15 protein-coding genes, 1 tRNA gene and 1 pseudogene are annotated in these 18,293 nt (G+C 65.5%); 11 read left to right on the top strand and 6 right to left on the bottom strand.

Annotation, left to right across the window (positions count from 1 at the left end; genetic code table 11):
• Window positions 1-85: 85 nt before the first annotated feature.
• From ACODSU_RS21000 to cysS, 6 genes are all read right to left on the bottom strand, one after another.
• Window positions 86-178: transfer RNA gene (locus ACODSU_RS21000), tRNA-Ser, on the bottom strand.
• Window positions 179-385: 207 nt separating this feature from the next.
• On the bottom strand, window positions 386-1,336 hold the full coding sequence (tilS, locus tag ACODSU_RS20995; RefSeq protein WP_488844512.1) for a tRNA lysidine(34) synthetase TilS: 951 nt from the start codon (window positions 1,334-1,336) through the stop codon (window positions 386-388).
• Window positions 1,337-1,512: 176 nt separating this feature from the next.
• Window positions 1,513-3,363, bottom strand: a complete 1,851-nt coding sequence (locus ACODSU_RS20990) for a methyl-accepting chemotaxis protein (RefSeq protein ID WP_209819945.1) — start codon at window positions 3,361-3,363, stop codon at window positions 1,513-1,515.
• 189 nt (window positions 3,364-3,552) lie between these two features.
• Window positions 3,553-4,530, bottom strand: coding sequence for an acetyl-CoA carboxylase carboxyltransferase subunit alpha (locus ACODSU_RS20985; protein WP_015014962.1), 978 nt, complete (start codon window positions 4,528-4,530; stop codon window positions 3,553-3,555).
• Window positions 4,531-4,608: 78 nt separating this feature from the next.
• The gene (locus ACODSU_RS20980) at window positions 4,609-5,283 is read right to left on the bottom strand and encodes a DNA-3-methyladenine glycosylase family protein (protein WP_488844509.1); all 675 of its coding nucleotides are present in this window, start codon (window positions 5,281-5,283) and stop codon (window positions 4,609-4,611) included.
• 47 nt (window positions 5,284-5,330) lie between these two features.
• Window positions 5,331-6,713: a cysteine--tRNA ligase gene (gene cysS / locus ACODSU_RS20975; RefSeq protein WP_488844507.1), complete on the bottom strand. Its 1,383-nt coding sequence runs from the start codon at window positions 6,711-6,713 to the stop codon at window positions 5,331-5,333.
• A gap of 219 nt (window positions 6,714-6,932) precedes the next feature.
• Here cysS and ACODSU_RS20970 point away from each other — a divergent pair, with 219 nt between their 5' ends.
• The 11 genes and pseudogenes from ACODSU_RS20970 to ACODSU_RS20920 all read left to right on the top strand — a co-directional run bounded on the left by ACODSU_RS20970 (window position 6,933) and on the right by ACODSU_RS20920 (window position 18,103).
• The gene (locus ACODSU_RS20970; RefSeq protein WP_488844505.1) at window positions 6,933-8,033 is read left to right on the top strand and encodes a L,D-transpeptidase Cds6 family protein; all 1,101 of its coding nucleotides are present in this window, start codon (window positions 6,933-6,935) and stop codon (window positions 8,031-8,033) included.
• 70 nt (window positions 8,034-8,103) lie between these two features.
• A complete protein-coding gene (locus tag ACODSU_RS20965; protein ID WP_488844503.1) occupies window positions 8,104-9,411 on the top strand; it encodes a L,D-transpeptidase family protein in 1,308 nt (435 codons plus the stop codon).
• A complete protein-coding gene (locus ACODSU_RS20960) occupies window positions 9,408-9,989 on the top strand; it encodes a peptidylprolyl isomerase (RefSeq protein WP_488844501.1) in 582 nt (193 codons plus the stop codon). Before ACODSU_RS20965 ends, ACODSU_RS20960 begins: the two co-directional genes overlap by 4 nt.
• Window positions 9,990-10,010: 21 nt before the next feature.
• Window positions 10,011-10,538: a peptidylprolyl isomerase gene (locus ACODSU_RS20955; protein ID WP_015014968.1), complete on the top strand. Its 528-nt coding sequence runs from the start codon at window positions 10,011-10,013 to the stop codon at window positions 10,536-10,538.
• Between the two features lie 36 nt (window positions 10,539-10,574).
• Window positions 10,575-11,351, top strand: coding sequence for a UDP-2,3-diacylglucosamine diphosphatase (locus tag ACODSU_RS20950; RefSeq protein WP_488844499.1), 777 nt, complete (start codon window positions 10,575-10,577; stop codon window positions 11,349-11,351).
• 46 nt (window positions 11,352-11,397) lie between these two features.
• Entirely contained in the window at window positions 11,398-12,216 is an 819-nt protein-coding gene (locus tag ACODSU_RS20945) for a M90 family metallopeptidase (RefSeq protein ID WP_488844497.1), read from the top strand.
• 240 nt (window positions 12,217-12,456) lie between these two features.
• Entirely contained in the window at window positions 12,457-14,700 is a 2,244-nt protein-coding gene (locus tag ACODSU_RS20940) for an NHL repeat-containing protein (RefSeq protein WP_488844495.1), read from the top strand.
• A 148-nt stretch (window positions 14,701-14,848) separates the two neighbouring features.
• Window positions 14,849-17,068 carry an NHL repeat-containing protein gene (locus ACODSU_RS20935; protein WP_488844493.1) on the top strand — a complete coding sequence of 740 codons (2,220 nt, stop codon included), beginning with the start codon at window positions 14,849-14,851 and terminating at the stop codon, window positions 17,066-17,068.
• A gap of 205 nt (window positions 17,069-17,273) precedes the next feature.
• On the top strand, window positions 17,274-17,483 hold the full coding sequence (locus ACODSU_RS20930) for a pyridoxal-phosphate dependent enzyme (protein ID WP_488844492.1): 210 nt from the start codon (window positions 17,274-17,276) through the stop codon (window positions 17,481-17,483).
• Between the two features lie 74 nt (window positions 17,484-17,557).
• Window positions 17,558-17,851 (top strand): annotated as a pseudogene (locus ACODSU_RS20925) (pyridoxal-phosphate dependent enzyme); the annotation flags it as partial.
• A 57-nt stretch (window positions 17,852-17,908) separates the two neighbouring features.
• Window positions 17,909-18,103, top strand: a complete 195-nt coding sequence (locus tag ACODSU_RS20920; RefSeq protein ID WP_488844490.1) for a hypothetical protein — start codon at window positions 17,909-17,911, stop codon at window positions 18,101-18,103.
• Window positions 18,104-18,293: the final 190 nt, after the last annotated feature.

Below are 18,293 nucleotides of genomic sequence, written 5' to 3'. Positions count from 1 at the left end.
AGTTCGAAGGCGATGCCTGAAAGAACGAGGCGGCTGAAAACACCAAAGAAAAAGCCCCAAGCGCTTGAGCACTTGGGGCTTATCTTGGCGGAAACGGAGGGATTCGAACCCTCGATGAGGCTCTACACCCCATACTCCCTTAGCAGGGGAGCACCTTCGGCCACTCGGTCACGTTTCCAATCCCGCTATTATGCCTCATTTTGGAGGGGGTCCAGCCGATGCCAGCCTTCGCCAAACTACGCCAGGCTCACGCAAACCATGGTTGAGGCCCAGGGGCACTTCGTGCAAACCACCAAGCGGTGAGTTTCAAAAGCCTAAGGCGACACGCCCCAGAAGCTAACGAATATCCGCCGCACAGTTGCCGCCCGGCCAAGTCAGACGCCGCCTAGGGTTTCAGCCAATCCAGCGTAGTGTCCGAGCGCACCACAAACCCACTCCCTACTTTGATACGGATGCTGTGCGCCCGCGTGGAGCAGGCGCCGATTTGATTCAGCAGTTCGCTCAGCTGTGCGGCCGTTGGGGTTGTCAGGTGGGCGTGGCGCAGCCAGTGTCGCAACACGTTGGCCTGGCGGGTGCGACTGAGCATCTGCAGGGCCTTGATCTTCGGGGGCTGTCCCACCTGCAACAGGTCTTCCTGGGCCAGCTCTTGCAGCAGTTCTGCCGCCTGGGCGGCGTTGGCCGCTGACCGTGCAAAGGTCTCCCGAAAGGACGGGAAGGCAGCCTCGAGAACCGGGAGCAGTTGCGCCCTGATGCGGTTGCGCGTGTAGCGCTCGTCTCGGTTGGTGGGGTCTTCCACCCACGCTTGGCCCTGCGCCTTCAACCACTGGCGCACGTCCGACGCGGCCACCTGCAGCAAAGGACGATGCCAGACCAGCCCTCCCCGCTCCCATTGGGCCGGCATGGCGGCAAGGCCCGCGACGCCCGCTCCGCGCGACAGGGCCAGCAACAGGGTTTCGACCTGGTCATCGGCGTGCTGTGCGATTGCTACGGATTGAATAGCACCCAAGACATGATCTTCTAGCGCTACAGCCGTCAAAGCCTGGTATCTAGCTTGCCGGGCAGCATCCTCCGGGCTCTGACCGGGCGCTGGGCGCGCATCCAGCCTCTGCACGCGCAAAGGCACACCCAGCTGGCCGCACAAGGCCACGCAATGCTGCTCAAATCCGTCGGCAGCCGCCTGCAGCCCATGGTGTACGTGGATGGCCAACACCTGCCCCGGCCAGCGGTGCGCACAGGCCAGCAACAACGCGGTCGAGTCCGCTCCGCCGCTCAACGCCACCGCCAGAGGTAAGGCGGGCGCGAAAGCTTGCAGGGCGACGTCCATGGATTGGGTCATGGCGCCTGGCCCCCAGGCGCTGAAGGCCCAGCGCTCGGACCAGCAGCCATTGGAGTCAACTCACGGCTACAAGCATCTGGACAGGGGCAACAGTTCATGGGCGCCGATTATCACGGGGCCCCGTTCTCCGGCAGCAAGGTGCACTAGGGGCGCCGCGACGCCCCGACCCTTGCGACTCAACCGCCCGGCGGGGACAGCCGTGGCGAAGCGTGGGCAGAATCGGTGGACAGGCGGAAGGTACCCACCACCTCCGACAGCCGCACCGACTGATCCTTCAGACTCTGCGCCGCTGCCGCGCTCTCTTCCACCAGCGCTGCGTTCTGCTGGGTCATCTGGTCGAGTTGGGCCACGGCCTGCCCCACCTCGTTGATGCTGGTGCTCTGCTCGTTGGTGGACGCGGTGATCTCGGCCATGATGTCCGTCACGCGCTGCACCGAGGTCACGATGTCGGTCATCGTGGTGCCTGCGTCGTGCACCAGCCGCGAGCCGTTTTCCACCTGCTCGACCGACGTATTGATCAAGGTCTTGATCTCGCGGGCCGCTTCGGCACTGCGCTGGGCCAGACTGCGCACCTCACCCGCCACCACCGCAAAGCCCCGGCCCTGCTCGCCTGCGCGCGCGGCCTCCACCGCTGCGTTGAGCGCGAGGATGTTGGTCTGAAACGCAATGCCGTCGATCACGCCGATGATGTCGTTGATCTTGCGCGAGGCCGCATTGATCTGGTCCATGGTGGTCACTACATTGCCCACCACCTGACCGCCGTGCTGCGCGACGCTGGAGGCCTGGGCGACCAGCTGGTTGGCCTGCCGCGCAGAGTCTGCGTTGTGCCGCACCGTTTCGGTCAGCTGCTGCATGGAGGCCGAGGTCTGCTGCAAGCTGGATGCCGTGAGTTCAGTGCGCCCGCTCAGGTCGTGATTGCCGGTGGCGATCTCTTCGGCGGCCACACGCACCGAACTGCTGGCGTCCCGGATCTGAGCCAGCACCCCCGAGAGCTTGCCGGCAAAACTGTTGAAGCTGCCGGCGATCTGGGCCAGTTCATCCTCGCCGTGCGCGTCAATGCGGCGTGACAGGTCGCCGTCGCCCGCGCCGATTTCGTGCATGGCATCGCGCACCAGCGTGAGCTGGCGCAGGCGCCGGGTGAGCACCACCCCCAGCAGCGCCACGGCCACGACCAGCACCAGCACACTGGAGATCAGCGATGTGGCCAACATGGCGCGGATCGGCGCCATGGCTTCGCTCTCGTCCAGGGCCACGACCAGCATCCAGGACGTGCCAGCGATCGGCACCACACTCAGCAGGCGGCTGCGCCCGGCGATGTCGGTCGGCAGCAGTCCTTTGTTCTTGGCAGCAGCCAGCAGCGGCTCGATCGCGAGGTCTTTGGAGAGTTCGGTGATGGGCTTGAGCGTGAGCCCCTGGTCTTTGTGGGCGATGATCTTGCCGTCCGCGGACACCAGAAAGGCAAAGCTTTGCGGCGTGGGCTGGATGGACGCGACATTGGCCACGACCGATTCCATGTACACGTCCCCGGCAGCCACCCCCTTGAGTGCGGAGCCCGCACCCACCGGCGTCGCAAAGGTCACCACCAGTTTCTGGTCGGAGGCCGAGATGTAGGGCGGCGTGACCACGGACGCGCCAGCCTGGGCAGCCTGCTTGTACCAGGGGCGCGCAGTGGGGTCGTAGTCGGCGGGGAGGTTGCGGGCTTCGGAGAAAACGTACTTTTTGTCTGCGTAGCCAAAGTACGCGGTGCTGAACTTGCCCGCATCACGCAGCATGGCCAGGGACTTAGCCGGCTCGGGCTCTTCAAACGCGACGATGGAGGCCGCGATGATGCCCGCCTTCGCGCGGGTCCACTCTTCGATGGCCTCCGCATGGCTCTTGGCGGTGGCCTGCCCCTCCTCCGCCAACGCAACACGCGCTTGTGCGCGGGCGGAGAAATAGTTGACCAGCGTAAGCACCAACAGGGCGGCCACCATACAGGCGGCAGACACCACCAGGATCTGGCCCTTGAGCGTCTTAAGAAGCGACATGGAGCACCCCTTCAACCGCCCGCGCAGGCGGTGTTCGAAGATGTTACATCCGGTAGCAGTCTGCGCGCCAGAGGTAAAACAGGCGCCGCGTGAACGATTCGGCGCCAAAAACAACAACGACCCCGAAGGGTCGTTGAAAGCGCACCGGACTGGTGCAAAAGCCCCGGCCAGCGCCGGGTTCAAGGCTGCTCAGCGAGCGTCTGCCTTGGTGTCGCTGAAGCGGCCGTAGCTCTGCAGGCGCTCGTAGCGGCGGTCCAGCAGGTCCTTGGTCTTGAGGTCTGCCACCTGGCGGAAGGCATCACCCAAAGCGCGTTTGAGGAAGGCTGCCATCTGCTTGTGGTCACGGTGGGCGCCGCCCACGGGCTCGCTCACGATCTTGTCCACCAGGCCCAGGGCCTTGAGGCGGTGGGCGGTGATGCCCAGGGCGTCGGCCGCCTCTTGCGCCTTCTCACTGGTCTTCCAGAGGATGGACGCGCAACCTTCGGGGCTGATGACTGAGTAGATGGCGTACTGCAGCATCACGACCTGGTCGGCCACACTGATGGCCAGGGCGCCGCCGGAGCCACCTTCGCCAATGATGGTGGTGATGATGGGCACTTCGAGCTGCGCCATCTCGAAGATGTTGCGGCCGATGGCCTCGGACTGGCCGCGTTCCTCGGCATCGATGCCGGGGTAGGCGCCGGGCGTGTCCACAAAGGTGAACACGGGCAGCTTGAACTTCTCGGCCGTCTTCATCAGGCGCAGGGCCTTGCGATAGCCCTCGGGCTTGCTCATGCCGAAGTTGCGCATAGCGCGCTCCTTCGTGTCACGGCCCTTCTGGTGGCCAATGACCATGCAGGCGTGCCCGTTGAAGCGGGCCAGGCCACCCACGATGGACAGGTCATCCGCATAGTGGCGGTCGCCGTGCAGCTCGACGAAGTCGGTGAAGATGTCGCGCACGTAGTCGAGCGTGTAGGGGCGCTCGGGGTGGCGGGCGATCTTGGTGATCTGCCAGGGCGACAGTTCGCTGTAGATGTCTTTGGTGAGCTGCTGGCTCTTCTTGCTCAGCTGGTCGATCTCTTCCGAGATATCGACGGCACTCTCGGTCTGCACGTAGCGCAGTTCTTCAATTTTGGACTCCAGCTCGGCGATGGGCTGCTCGAAATCCAGAAAGGTCTTTTTCGCCAACGTTTTTCTCCTTGGGGATCGCACCCGGCGGGGTTGCCACGAATGGCACGCACTGTAACCGGCGTGCCTGCAGTGGTGTCAATAGGTTACAGGCAGGGGGTCCAGAGACCGCCAAATATACCAAGTCGCGACGCTGCACCAGGGCTTCCAGGCCTCGGCCACCTCGCGGGCGTCGCTGCGGCTCACCGGGTCGCCAGAGAAGTAATTCTGGCTGATCCCGCTGATCAACCCCGGGTCGTCCAGGGGCAAAACATTGGGCCGCATCAAATAGAAGATCAAAAACATCTCGGCCGTCCAGCGGCCAATGCCCCGGATGGCCACCAGCTCGGCAATGATGGCCTCGTCGTCCATGGCGGCCCAGTCCTTGACGTGCAGCTTGCCACCCTCAAAGTGCATGGCCAGGTCCACCAGGTAGTCCACCTTGCGGACCGACAGGCCTGCGGCCCGCATGTCATCGATCTTGAGCTTGAGCACGCTGGCGGGCTTCAGGCCGCGCGGCAGCAGCGCCACAAAACGCTCCCACACGGCCTGCGCCGAAGCCACGGACACCTGCTGGCCCACGATAGAACGCGCCAGGGTGATAAAGGGGTCGCCCTTGGTCTGCAGCGCGGCGTCGCCAAACTGCGGGATCAGGCGCTTCATCACCCGGTCTTTTTTCACCAGGTGCTTGCAGGCCTCGGCCCAGTAGTCGGGCGTGGCCAGCACCAGTGGCGGCGCCGCGGCGTCGCTTGCTATCTTTTTAGAAGCTGCCACCGCTTATTCCACCTGCACTACTGGCATATTTGGCTTCAAAACCAGGCTCATTGGGCGGCTTCCCAGGTGGTACCGGCGGCAGAGTCCTTGAGCACGATGCCCTGAGCCAGCAAGTGGTTGCGAATGCGGTCGGCCTCGGCAAAGTTCTTGGCCGCCTTGGCTGCGGCCCGGGCAGCAATCTGCGCCTGAATCTCGGCCTCATCCACCCCCGCCGCACCCGACTGAAGAAACGCTTGCGGGTCGCCCTGCAAGATGCCCAAGCAACCACCCAGCGCCTTCAGCAGCCCGGCCAGTTCGGCTGAGCGGGTCTTGTTGACCTCGCTCGCCAGGTCAAACAGCACGGCCACTGCCTCGGGCGTGCCAAAGTCCTCGTCCATCGCGGCCTTGAAGCGGGCTGCGTAGGGGCTGGTCCAGTCGATCGACGCCACCTGCGCCGGGGTCACCAAACTGAGGGCCGTGTACAGGCGCTTGAGCGCCAGGCGTGCGTCGTCGAGGTGGGCATCGCTGTAGTTCAGCGCGCTGCGGTAGTGGGCCCGCACGATAAAAAAGCGCACCGTCTCCGCGTCATAGGTCTTGAGCACGTCGCGGATGGTGAAGAAGTTGCCCAGGCTCTTGGACATCTTCTCGTTGTCCACGCGCACGAAGCCGTTATGCACCCAGAATTTGGCCAGCGGCTTGCCCGTGGCGCCTTCGCTCTGGGCGATTTCGTTCTCGTGGTGGGGGAATTGCAGATCCGCGCCGCCGCCGTGGATGTCGAAGGTTTCGCCCAGCGTGGCGCAGCTCATGGCCGAGCATTCGATGTGCCAGCCGGGGCGGCCCGCACCGAAAGCGCTGTCCCACTTGGCTTCGGGCGGCTCCTCAGGCTTGGCGGACTTCCACAGCACAAAGTCGAGCGGGTCTTCCTTGCCGTCCAGCACGGCCACCCGCTCGCCAGCGCGCAGCTCGTCCAGCGACTTGCCCGAGAGCTTGCCATAGCCATCGAACTTGCGTACCGAGTAGTTCACATCCCCGTTGCTCGCGCGGTAGGCCAGGCCCCTGCCCTCCAGCTGGCCGATCAGCGAGAGCATCTGCGGCACGTACTCGGTGGCACGCGGCTCCACCGAGGGTGGCTCGATGCCCAGCAGGCCGATGTCCTGGTGCATCGCGGCAATCATCTCGTCGGTGAGCTGGCGGATGGTGATGCCCCGCTCCAGCGCGCGCTTGATGATCTTGTCGTCGATGTCGGTGATATTGCGTACATAAGTCACGCGCAGGCCGCTGGCCTTGAGCCAGCGCTGCACCACATCAAACGCCATCATCATGCGGGCGTGGCCGATGTGGCACAGGTCGTAGATGGTCATGCCGCACACATACATGCGCACATGGCCAGGTTCGAGCGGGGAAAAGTCCTCCAATGCACGCGACAGCGTGTTGTAGATGCGCAAACTCATGGGATTTCAGTAACGGGAGACTTGATGGGGGTGGGTGAGCGCCTGAGACTCACCCGGCAGCAGCGGAACTCAGCCCTGGGAAGGGGGTGGCCCGGCAAGGGGCGTCCAGCAAAATCACCAGCGGCAACAGCGTACCGTCATGACAACCCCCTCAGCTACAATCCGCCGCAGTATAAGCCCCCGCCCGGGCTGGCTGCCGCCCAACTCCTTTGTACCCCCATGAAGCAAGTCCGACGCACACTCCCACGCCTCCTGCGCCTTCTGGCACTGACCGCCCTGATGGGCACGGGCGTGGTCCATGCGGACGACTATGCCGACATCACCCAGCTGCTCAAGGCAGGCAAGGCGTCCGAGGCGCTGGCCAAGGCCGACCAGCGCCTGGCGGCCAACCCGCGTGACCCCCAACTGCGCTTCTTGCGCGGCGTGGCCCAGACGGACTCGGGCAAGCAGGCCGACGCCATTGCTACCTTCACCAAGCTCACCGAAGAGTACCCAGAGCTGCCCGAGCCCTACAACAACCTGGCCGTGCTGTACGCCAACCAGAACCAGCTGGACAAGGCCCGCACAGCGCTAGAAATGGCGATCCGCACCAACCCCAGCTACGCCACCGCGCAGGAAAATCTGGGCGACATCTACGCCAAGCTCGCCAGCCAGGCCTACAACAAGGCGCTGCAGCTGGATGCCAACAACGCCAACTCCGTCAAACCCAAGCTGGCGCTGATCCGCGAGCTGTTCTCCAACGAGCCCGGTAGCAAGGCCGGCCGCCCTGCCGCTGCCGCACCGGCTCCCGCCGTGGTAGTGACCCAGCGTCCCGCAGCCGCTCCTGCGCCCACGCCAGCCCCTGCAGCGGCTGCACCAGCGCCGGCCACCCCGGCTCCTGCACCTGCCTCGACTTCAGCGCCTGCGGCCGCCCCCGCACCAGCGGCCAGCCCTGCTGCGGCACCCGCGCCGGCACCTGCCGCAGCAGCGGCGGCTGACGCGTCCACCCAGGCGGTGACCGCCGCCGTTCAGGCTTGGGCTGCAGCCTGGGCCGCCAAGGACATGAAGGCTTATCTGGGCGCCTACGACAAGTCGTTCGACCCGCCAGGCCGCCAGGGCCGTGCCGCCTGGGAGAAAGAGCGCGAAGCGCGCATCGTCGGCAAATCCAAGATCAGCGTGAAGCTGTCCGACATCAATGTGTCGGTCCAAGGAGACAAGGCCACCGCCCGCTTCCGCCAGGCTTACAGCGCTGATTCGCTCAACGTCAGCAGCCGCAAGACCCTGGACCTGGTGCACAACAACGGTCGCTGGACCATCGTCCGCGAATCCACGGGCGGTTGACCATGCTCCCCGAGGCGGCGCCTGCGCCTTCCGCGCGGGCTTTTTTTTTGCCCCAGCGCACAGCTGATTGATGTTCCGCATGTTCGTGCCCCTGACCTCCCCGGGCCGCCGGGCCGCATCGGCGATGCTGTTGCTGCTCGGCACCTCGCTGGCCACGCCCGCCCTGCCGCAGGGCGCCAAGGCACGGCGTGCGGCCGCTGCGCACGCAGCATCCACCACGCCCCCTGTCGCCCCCGCGCCGGCAGAGTTGCGTGACGGCCAGGCGGAGGCCCGCCTCATGGCGGTCTACAAGCTGGTAGCCGAAGGGCGCGGGCGGGAAGCCCTGGCACAGGCAGAAAGCCTGGCGCGCGACTACCCCAACTTCCAGCTGGCCCAACTGGCGGTCGGCGACCTGCTCATGTCGCGCACACGCCCTCTGCGGCACCTGGGCGATGTCGCCCCCGAGCCAGACTCGGCCCGCAGCATCCAGGCAGCAGCGGCGCTGGCCGAACTGCGCACCGAATCGCGCCAGCGCGTGGATGCACAACGCAGCCGCCCCCCCGCCAACGCCATCCCCGCGCAGTTCCTGGAGCTGTCGCCCCGCTCGCGCCACGCCATTGCGGTGGACACCTCGCGCTCGCGGCTGTACCTCTTTGAAAACACCGCGCAGGGCCTGCGGCTGGTGGCCGACTATTACGCCTCCGTGGGCAAGCTCGGTATCGAAAAAGAGGTGGAAGGCGACCAGCGCACGCCGCTGGGGGTTTACTTCATCACCAGCCGCCTGGACCCAGCCAAGCTCAAGGACTTCTACGGCGCGGGCGCCCTGCCCATCAACTACCCCAACCCCCTGGACCAGAGCCGGGGCAAGACCGGCAGCGGCATCTGGCTGCATGGCACGCCGCCCGACCAGTTCTCGCGCGCGCCCCTTGCCACCGACGGCTGCCTGGTGCTGGCCAACCCCGACCTCGAACGCATCCTGCGCACGGTGGAGCCCCGCTCCACCCCCGTGGTCATTGCGCGGCAGCTGCAATGGGTACAACCCCACAGCGTGGCTGCCGACCGCAAATCGTTCGACGCCGTGCTCAATGCCTGGCGCACCGCCAAGACGGAAGGGGACATGAAGCGCCTGCTGGGCTTTTATGCGCCCGACTTCCAGAGCTACCGTAAGAAACCGCTGGAAGAATGGACCCAGGTGCTGCAGGCCGAGGCCCGCGCCCTCAAGGGACGGGAACTCCAGCTCAAGGACAAGTCTTACCTGCGGTGGACAGACTCGGCCGACACCATGGTGGTAACGTTCGGCGAAGTCGCTGAAGGCGCACGCACGGGGCCGGTCAAGCGCCAGTACTGGACGCGCCGCGGCCAACAATGGCAGATCTTTTTCGAAGGAGTGATTGGATGATTTCCAGAAGAAATTCGACGGTAGCGCTGGCAAGTATTGCCCTGGCCGCTATGTTTTCAGTAGCACCCGCCCAGGCGCAAGACGCTCCCAAGGTCAAGCTGGCCACGTCGATGGGTGACATCGTGGTGCAGCTCGATGCGGCCAAGGCTCCCAAGACGGTCGAGAACTTTCTGGCCTATGTGAACAGCAAGCACTACGACGGCACGATCTTCCACCGTGTGATCGACGGCTTCATGATCCAGGGCGGCGGCTTCACCCCCGACATGCAGCAAAAGCCCACCAAGGCACCCATTCCGCTCGAAGCCAAGAACGGCCTCAAGAACGACACCTACACCATCGCCATGGCGCGCACCGGTGATCCCAACTCGGCCACTTCGCAGTTCTTCATCAACGTGAAGGACAACGCCATGCTCAACGCCCCCAGCCCCGACGGCCACGGCTATGCCGTGTTCGGCAAGGTGGTCGAAGGCACCGCCGTGGTGGACAAGATCAAGGCTGTGGCCACCGGCAACAAGGGCCCGCACCAGAACGTGCCCAACACCCCAATCACCATCAACTCCGCCACCGTGGTGAAGTAATTTTTTGAAGAAAGCACTGCAATGAGCAATCCACAAGTTGAACTCCACGTGACCATCAACGTGGCCGAGACCGCCACCCAGGGCGTGATCACCCTGGAACTGGACGCCGAGAAAGCCCCCAAGTCCACCGCCAACTTCCTGAGCTATGTGAACAGCGGTTTCTACAACGGCACCGTGTTCCACCGCGTGATCAAGAACTTCATGATCCAGGGCGGCGGCATGACGGCCGACATGAAGCAAAAGGAAACCCAGGCCCCCATCGAGAACGAAGCCAAGAACGGCCTGAAGAACGACAAGTACACCGTGGCCATGGCCCGCACGGGCGACCCCCACAGCGCCACTGCGCAGTTCTTCATCAACACGGTGGACAACGCCTTCCTGAACCACAGCTCGCCCACTGCCCAAGGCTGGGGCTATGCCGTGTTCGGCAAGGTCGTGAAGGGCCAGGACGTGGTGGACGCCATCAAGGCCGTGCGCACCACCCGCAAGGGCTTCCATGACGACGTGCCTTTTGACGCCGTCGTGATCGACAAGGCCGTGGCTCTGTAAATCCACCGCCTGGTCCGGGCCTTGACTGCCGACCCGTTGACGACCGTGCCCCTGTTCGAGGAGCTTGCCGCTCCACCGCACTGGCGCACGGTCGATTTCATTTCAGACCTGCACCTGCAGACCAGCGAGCCCGCCACCGTGGCCGCATTCCAGCACTATCTGGAAAGCACCCCGGCAGACGCCCTCTTCATCCTGGGCGACCTGTTCGAGGTGTGGGTGGGCGACGATGCCCTGCGCGAGCCCGGCAGCTTCGAGGCCCAGGGTTGCGGGCTCCTGCGGGCTGCGACGCAGCGCCTGCCGGTGTACTTCATGCACGGCAATCGCGATTTTCTGGCGGGCCCTGACTTCCTGGCCGCGTGCGGTATCACCGGCCTGGCAGATCCCACGGTCCTGGCCTTTGGCAGCCAGCGGTACGTGCTGAGTCACGGCGACCTGCTGTGCCTGGACGATGTGGACTACCAGCGTTTTCGCCTGCAGGCGCGCAGCGCCGCTTGGCAGCAGCAGTTTCTGACCCAGCCCCTGGCCAAGCGCCGCGTGCAGGCGCGTGGCATCCGCCAGGAGAGCGAGGCCAAAAAACAATCCGGCGCCAGCTATGCCGATGTGGACGGCCCCGCCGCCGTCGCCTGGCTGCAGGCCGCTGACGCACACACCCTCATCCACGGCCACACCCACCGGCCTGCCCAGCATGTGCTGGCCCCTGGGCTGCAGCGCGTGGTGCTGAGCGACTGGGATGCTGCGGCATTGCCCCCCCGTCTGGAAACACTGCGTTTGTCCAGCACGGGCTTGGAACGGCTGTCCTTGGCCCCCAAGTAACAGCGGTCATGAACTGAGCGGGCTCACCTCCCGCAGCCCGATCGCCATGCCCCCCTTGCTCAACCGCCTCTGGCGCCGCGTGCGCGCCACCGTGGCCCCGGTGCCGGACCTCTCCGCCACGCTGTGGCTGCAGACCGTTCAGCGCTACCCGTTTCTGGCCGCGCTGTCGCTGCACGACCAGGCCAAGCTGCGCGTGCTGAGCGCCCTCTTCTTGCACCACAAGGAATTCCACGGTGCCCATGGCCTCGTGGTGACCGACGCCATGGCCATCGACATTGCCGCGCAGGCCTGCCTGCCCCTGCTGCACTGGGGCGACCCCGCCCAGGCACTCGACTGGTACGACGATTTTGTGGGCATCGTGCTGCACCCCGGCGAAGCCGTGGCGCGCCGCCAAACGATGGACGAGGCAGGCGTGGTGCACGAGCACACCCAGGTGCTGCTGGGCGAGGCCATGGAGCGCGGCCCCATCATGCTCAGCTGGCAGCATGTGAGCAACGCCACCGAGAACACGGCGCGCGGACACAACGTGGTGGTGCACGAGTTCGTGCACAAGCTCGACATGAAAAACGGCCAACCCAACGGCTGCCCGCCCTTGCCCGCAGGCTTTATGGGCGCACGCACCGGCCGTGCGGCGTATGAAGCGTGGTGGGCAGCCTGGGAGCCCGCCTACGAACAGTTTCGCGAGCGTGTGATCATGGCCGAGCGCTTCGGCGCCGAACGGCCCTGGCTGGACGCGTACGGCGCCACCTCGCCCGCAGAGTTCTTCGCGGTAGCTTGCGAAGCCTATTTTGTGAACCGGGCGCGCTTTTCGCTTGAGTTCCCTGGGCTCATGCTTGTACTCAACGCCTTTTTCCGGGCCCGTTGACACAGTGAGCCCAGCCTGCCCCCTGCACGAGAGCTACAGTGGGCATCCACCGTGCCCCGCGCAGGGATGTGGCCAACCGGGTCCGGTGCGCTCGAGATTGCTTCCATTTGAAACATCTTCCGCATCCATCCGACACGGAAATACCCCCTGAATGGTTATATAAAAGAGCCAAGTGGTCCGCAGCGAATGCACATGCATCGTTCAGGCGTTTTTGCCGTGCGGCCCGCAAGGGAGATTTGCATGACAACGTATACCTCCGCAGTGCGACTGCGGCATCTTGGCCCGCTCGCCGCGCTCACCAGCGTCTTGCTCAGCGCCTGTGGCGGCTCGGGCGGGTCGTCCGAACCCACGGCCCCGCCGCCGCCGTCTGCGCCACCGGCGCCCGCCACCGCCCTGTCTTTGCTGGCAGGCAATACCGACGCTGCGGGCAACCAGGATGGCGCGGCACTGACCGTCGCCCGGCTGAGCACCTACCTGGGCGGCATGGCCGTGGCCAGCTCCGGCGAGGTTGTCTTCCTGGATAGCGGCAATAACCAGGTTCGCAAGCTCAGTGCCGACAGGACTCAGGTCACCACCCTGGCGGGCGACGGCGACCGGGAGGTGTTCAATCTTCCCTCCCACCATGCCGACGGCACCGGCACCGTCGCGCAGTTCCACCGGCCCATGGGCGTCGCCGTGGATGAGGCTGGAAACACCTACGTGGCGGACACCGACAACCATCTGGTGCGCAAGATCACCGCGGCCGGCGTGGTGACCACGCTGGCAGGCAAGGTCGGGGTCTGTGGCAACGAGGATGGCATCGGTAACGCCGCCAGTTTCTGCCGCCCCACCGGCATCGCCGTCGACAAAGCGGGCAATGTGTACGTGTCCGAAATCACGCAGTCGCCCACCCAGATCGTCGCCAACCCCATTCGCAAGATCGCGCCCACAGGTGCAGTGACCACGCTGACCAGCAAGGCCAGCCAGTACCCCAGCACGGTCTTCATTTCCGGTCCCGTTACTGAAATCTATCGGCCTGTCTTCCTGGCCGTTGACGCCAACGGCGTCCTGCACGCGGCCGATCCAAACGACCACGTCATCCACCGCTATGCGGCCAGTGGCCAAGCCACCACAGTGTCCGGCGTGGCAGCCGCGCAAAACAGCGGCAACGCCGATGGTCCCGCGTCAGCGGCAAAGTTCGGTGATTTGAAGGCGATTGGCTTTGACGCGGCGAACCGCCTGTTTGTGCTCGACTGGTACGCCACACCATCCATCCGCCAGATTGGCAGCGACGGGAGCGTGACGACCCTCGTGCGGGCCACGGACTGCAACGTGGGAAACGATGGCCGTGGCGCCGGGCCCGGCACCCTGTGCAGCGCGGACCAGATGGCCGTGACCGCTGGCGGGCAATTCCTGGTCGCCGAAACCGGCTCCAGCAACAACGGCGTCGGCATGCGCACGGTCAGGTACGCACAGTTGCGCCAGTACACGCCCCAAGGCAACTCCACGGCGGTGGCGGGCATCCCCTCGGCCGAAGGTGCGAACGACGGGCAAGGCAACACCGCGCGCTTTGACATGCCCGGCTCAATTGCGTTGAACCCGGCGGGCACGCTGTACCTGCGCGACGAGGGCAACCGCACCATCCGCACGGTGCAGACGGACGGGCTGGTGCGCACCCTGGGCAAGCCCGGCGGCCATTGCACGGCGATCACCGGCGTAGCCACCCAGATTCCCTCCCGCTACCAGGCGCCCCTGGCCACGGATGGCGCGGGCAACCTTTACACCATGGATAGCGCACGCATCTACAAGACGGCCAATTGCAATACCGTGCTTCTGGCCGACCTGGCGCCGTGGCTGGACAAGGTGCCAACGGCTTTCCTGGGTGTGGCATCCGGCATGACAGCCGATACCACCGGCAACGTGTATGTCTCCAGCCTCAAGGGCGCGATCTTCAAGATCGACACCAAAGGCGAAATCACCTCGTTTGCCGGCACCCTGGGCACTGTGGGCCATGTGGACGGGCAAGGCGCGGCAGCACAGTTCTCGGCGCTGGGCCACATGACGACCGATGCGGCGGGCAACCTGTACGTTGTCGATGGCCTGTACCACGACACCAACAAGGTGGGACCAACGATTCGGAAGATCACGCCGTCGGGCATGGTCACCACGCTGGCGGGCGACGCCACCGCGGCGCCCGCCTACGGCGATGGGCCTGCCGATGCCGCACGCTTCCATGTGCAGCGCGGTACGAGCTGGCCTGCGCAATCGGCCAGTCTCGCCGTGGACAGCAAGGGCAATGTCTATGTCACCGATCCCTTCGCTAGTGTGGTCCGCAAGATCGGTACCGACGGCAAGGTCAGCACTTTCGCTGGCCAAGCCTGGAAGCACGGGTTTGCGGCAGGCGATCTGCCTGGCGTTATCGACCGCCCCAGCGGCATCGCCGTGCGGGGCAGCATGATGTACCTCTCGGTGCCCAACGCCGTGGTGCAGGTGCACTTGCCGTGATCAACCCGCAGCCAGCTGTCGTGCACCGTGCTCGCGCCGGGCGTGCCGCCGCCATGGCGCCACCGTCAATCCTTGTGCAGCATCGCTGCGGCACGCTAGCCAGCGGCGGCGCCCCACCCGTTCATTGTTATTCCTGAGGTACGCAACCATGCCCGATGCATCCATGTCCAGCCGCCGTCGGCTGTTCCGCTCGCTCTGGACCTCGCTGGCCATGTCTGCGCTGGTATCGTGCGGTGGAGGGTCAGGGGGTGATGCGCCACCGCCTCCTCCGCCGCCCCCCGCCACGCCCCTGGCGTTGCTGGCTGGCACTACCGAGGGGCCAGGAACACAGGACGGCCTGGGCACTGCTGCCAAGATCAGTACCGACAGCGGCGGCATGGCACTGGCACCCAACGGCGATGTACTGATTACCGACCCGGGAAACCAGACCATTCGCCGGCTAGCGCCCACCGGGCAGCTCAGCACCTGGGCGGGCGGAGGTCCCACCCGCAGCGACGCCAGCAGCGAAGGGCCGCGCTACCTGGATGCCTCGGGCACTGCAGCCCGCTTCAATGTCCCTCAGGCCGTGGCGGTGGATGCGGCCGGCAACGCCTATGTGGCAGACGCCGGCAACCACCTGGTGCGCAAGATCGATGCCGCGGGCAACGTCACCACGCTGGCCGGCAAGGTGGGCGTGTGCGGCAACGCCGATGGCACCGGTACGGCAGCCACGCTGTGCAGCCCGACCAGCATTGCGGTGGACCGGGAGGGTAATGTGTTTGTGTCCGAATGGGCGCCAACCTTGCAAGACATCTCCCAGACGCCGACAGGCAATCCCATCCGCAAAATCACGCCCGCAGGGGTGGTCACAACGGTCATCTTCAGGGCCAGCCAGTACGCAACTCCGGGCTTCGGGAGAAACAACCCAGACCGCCTATACCCCGTCAACCTGGCGACCGACTCGGCAGGAACCCTGTACGCTGCAGATCCCAACGATCATGTGGTGCGCAAGTACGCGCCCAACGGACAGGCCACTGTGCTGTCGGGCACGGTGACTCCCAATAACGCGGGCTACGTGGATGGGGCGGCTAGCGCGGCCAAATTTGGTGCATTGCAGGCCATCGCGATAGACCGCTCCAACCGAGTGTTCGTCCTGGACCGCTATGAGGGCACGCCCGTTCGCGAGATCGCGGCCGATGGCTCCGTCACAACCGTGCGGCGCGCGGACAACTGCAGCTTTGGACCCAACATGCTGCCCCAACCCTTCTGTGCGGGCAAACATCTGGCGGTGGATGCCGAAGGCCGCTTCCTCATCACGGAAAACGGTCCCTCCGACGCCTATCGAACGTATGCGGTTGTCTACCGCACTCCGCGCGCCGGCGCGCCCGACCTGCAGGTGGGCACCGCCTCGCTGGCAGGGCACACCGATGGCCGCGGCAGCGCCGCGCGCTTTGACAGCCCCGGCGCGCTGGCGGTGGACAAGGCAGGCACGCTGTACGTGCGCGACCGCAACAACGCCGCGCTGCGCACCGTCACATCCGATGGCACGGTGGCTACCCTCGGCCGCGCCAAGAACCCGTGCGCACAGATGACAGGTCCGATCAACGACGTGGCCTTCTGCGGCTCAGCACCGCTGTCCATCGATGGAGCGGGCAACATCTATTCTTTCGACTTCAAGCGCATCCTCAAGACAAGTCCTGCGGGCAACGTTACTGTGCATGCCGACCTCTCCGCCCAGCTCGACGCGATACCGGGCTTTCTACTTGAGGGATTGACCGGCATGGTCGCCGACAGTGGCGGCACCGTCTATGCGGTTTCCTTGCAGGGCGTGGTCTTCAAGGTCACCCCGGCCGGCGCCGTCAGCGTGTTTGCGGGAAATCCCAATGCGCGCGGACACGCGGATGGTCCGGCGGCCTCGGCGCAGTTCTCGGCCTTGGGCCATATGACCATAGATGCCGAGGGCAACCTCTACGTGGTGGACGGCCGCTATCACAACATCACGGGCATCGGCCCCACCGTCCGCAAGATTACGCCCGCCGGGGTAGTGAGCACGATTGCGGGGCGCCCGGACCTGCCGCCCGCGCTGGTGGACGGTCCGGTGGCCTCGGCGCAGTTGACCGTGGACACCGGCGCAGCCATCTCGGACTCCCACGCCTGGCTGGCCGCCGATGCCAGCGGAAACGTTTACGTGACCGATCCGCGCAACCGCGTGGTGCGCAAGATCGGCGCCGACGGCCAGGTGAGCACCCTAGTAGGCCAGCGCTGGAACAAGGGCTTCGCGGCCGGCCCGCTGCCGGGCTTCATCGACGAACCCACGGGCATCGCAGTGAATGGGTCTACGCTGTACCTCTCCACCTCAAACGCATTGGCGGCCGTGAAGCTGCCCTGACACGCTAGGCGCGGCCGCCAACGCCTTCTTCACTCGCGCTGAGCCCCCTGAACGAAGACTCCCATCGCCCCCACGGCCCTGCCCACCTACGACGACGTGGTGGCCACAGCCGGCCGCATCGCAGGGCACGCCCACCGCCCCATGCTCGCCTCGCGCAGCCTCGACGCGGAATGGGGTGCGCAGGTGCTCTCCAAGTGCGAGAACCATGCCGCGCATGGGCGCCTTCAAGTTCCGGGGGGCGTTCACCATGCTCTATCGCTTCGATGCAGCCCAGCGCAAGGCGAGTGTGGTGGCGCTTTCGTCCGACAACCGCGCCCAGCGCATCGCTCTCGCAGCGCGAGAGCTGGGCATTCCGGCCACCATCGTCATGCCGCGGGAGGTGCCCGCCGCCGAGGTCGCCACCACTCTGGGGTAGGGCGCCACGGTGGTGCTCTATGACCGCTACATCGAGGACCGCGAACAGAGCACCCGCGCCATGGCGCCGCAGTACGGCCTCAAAGTGATTCCCCCGTTCGACCATGCCGACGTGCTGGCAGGCCAGGGCACGGCACGGCGGCGAAGGAGCTGTTCGAGGCAGTCGGCGCACTCGACGCGCTGTTCGTGTGCCTGGACAGCGGCGGGCTCCTGTCGGGCACGGCGCTGTCCACGCGGGCCCTGCCGCCCCGCTGCAAGCTCTACGGCGTAGTGCCCGCTGCGGGCAACGACGGCCAGCAGTCCTGGCGCAGCGGGTCCATCGCGCACATCGATACGACCAAGACGATTGCCGATGGCGCGCAGACGTAGCACCTGGGGCAAATCAGTTTTGCCATCATCCGGCGCGATACGGACGACATCCTCACGGTGACGGACGAGCAACTGGTGGACGGCATGTCCATTTTTTGCCGAGCGCATGCACCCGGTGGTGGAACCCAAGGGTGCCTGGGCTTTACAGCGGCAAGCGCTATGCGCGTCGAGCTACGCGGCCGGCGTGTGGGCGTGGTCGTCAGCAGCGGCGGCGTGAACCTGGCACGCCTGGGCGCGTTGCTGGTCGGCTGAAGGCAACTCCATGCCTCACGCGCCGTACTTTGGCAATTTTCAGGCTCTTCTAGCGAATGCTAGTGATGCCCCTTTAATCGCGCCCCATGGTCCTCATCTTTAGGGCACGACGCCCTTGCGTCTGCCCCAGGAGAGGGCCATGCGACAGCAACAGATGACGCGCTTGATCCACAGCTTGCCCCAGCTGACG

The organism is Acidovorax sp. FG48 (genome assembly GCF_057809085.1).
This window is presented reverse-complemented; position numbering and strand designations above follow the sequence as displayed.